Below are 938 nucleotides of genomic sequence, written 5' to 3'. Positions count from 1 at the left end.
GATTGAGAATTGACGGCGTCTGAACACCGCCATGATATGCCGCCCTTCAGGGCATCACCAACTTTCGCGCGTTTCTCTGGGCTACGGCACAAAACCTAATGCAGATATGTTTATTCGACCCTACATAAACGGTCGAGACCTGAACCAAGTATCTAGAAACCGGTTTGCACTCGATTTTCATGCAAAAACCGAGGCGTTTGTTCGCGATCAGTTCCCGGAAGCATATCAGCATCTACTCGAAAACTCGAAACCTATTCGAGCAGAAGATAAGATGCCATACAGGCGCGAAAACTGGTGGCGGTTTGGGCAGCCCTCAACGGAAATGCGCGCCGCACTAAAAGGCTTTCCCTTCTTTTTCGGTACAACCGAGACAGCGGCCCACCGGATCTTCAGTTCATTGGATGGATCTGCCGCTCCAGATCAGAAGATTCGCGTGATCGCATGTTCCGACTGGGCAATTTTTGCCATCTTGTGCTCACGCTTACACGTCGAATTCTCTTTCAGAACAGGTGGTTGGCAAGGCAAGGGCAACGACCCAGTGTATCAACACACCAACACCTTCAATCAATTCCCGTTTCCTGATTTCACAGAAGTCGAATCGAGCTTGGTTGATGAACTCCGAGCCAAGGGAAGAGACCTTGACCGATTTCGTAAAGCGCAAATTGGCGCAAACCCAGGGTTGACGCTGACAGACATGTACAATGCGCTTGAAGCGTTTCGTCTTGCCGAACATTATGAAAGCGCGGAGTTTTCAGATAAGGATCGAGAGGTCTACCAGCGCGCAAACATCGCCATACTCAAGCAATACCACGACACGCTCGACAAGCTGGCTTTTGAGGCATACGGCTGAGCCGACATATCTAGCAGGCCGCTGAAATAGTCCCACCTCGACAGCGGTTTGAGAACATGATTCACCCTCATCACGGTAAAGGCGAGGA

Annotated in this window: 1 protein-coding gene; it reads left to right on the top strand. The window is 50.5% G+C overall.

Translation table 11 applies throughout. The annotated features are described in order from the left end of the window. The first annotated feature begins 31 nt into the window (after window positions 1-31). The gene (locus tag ACFSUD_RS19630; protein ID WP_386376191.1) at window positions 32-850 is read left to right on the top strand and encodes a hypothetical protein; all 819 of its coding nucleotides are present in this window, start codon (window positions 32-34) and stop codon (window positions 848-850) included. Window positions 851-938 lie beyond the last annotated feature (88 nt).

It is taken from the genome of Sulfitobacter aestuarii (assembly GCF_042685005.1).
Lineage (GTDB): Bacteria > Pseudomonadota > Alphaproteobacteria > Rhodobacterales > Rhodobacteraceae > Sulfitobacter > Sulfitobacter aestuarii.
Note: the sequence above shows the minus strand (reverse complement) of the source record. Positions and strands in the feature narration are given on the sequence as shown.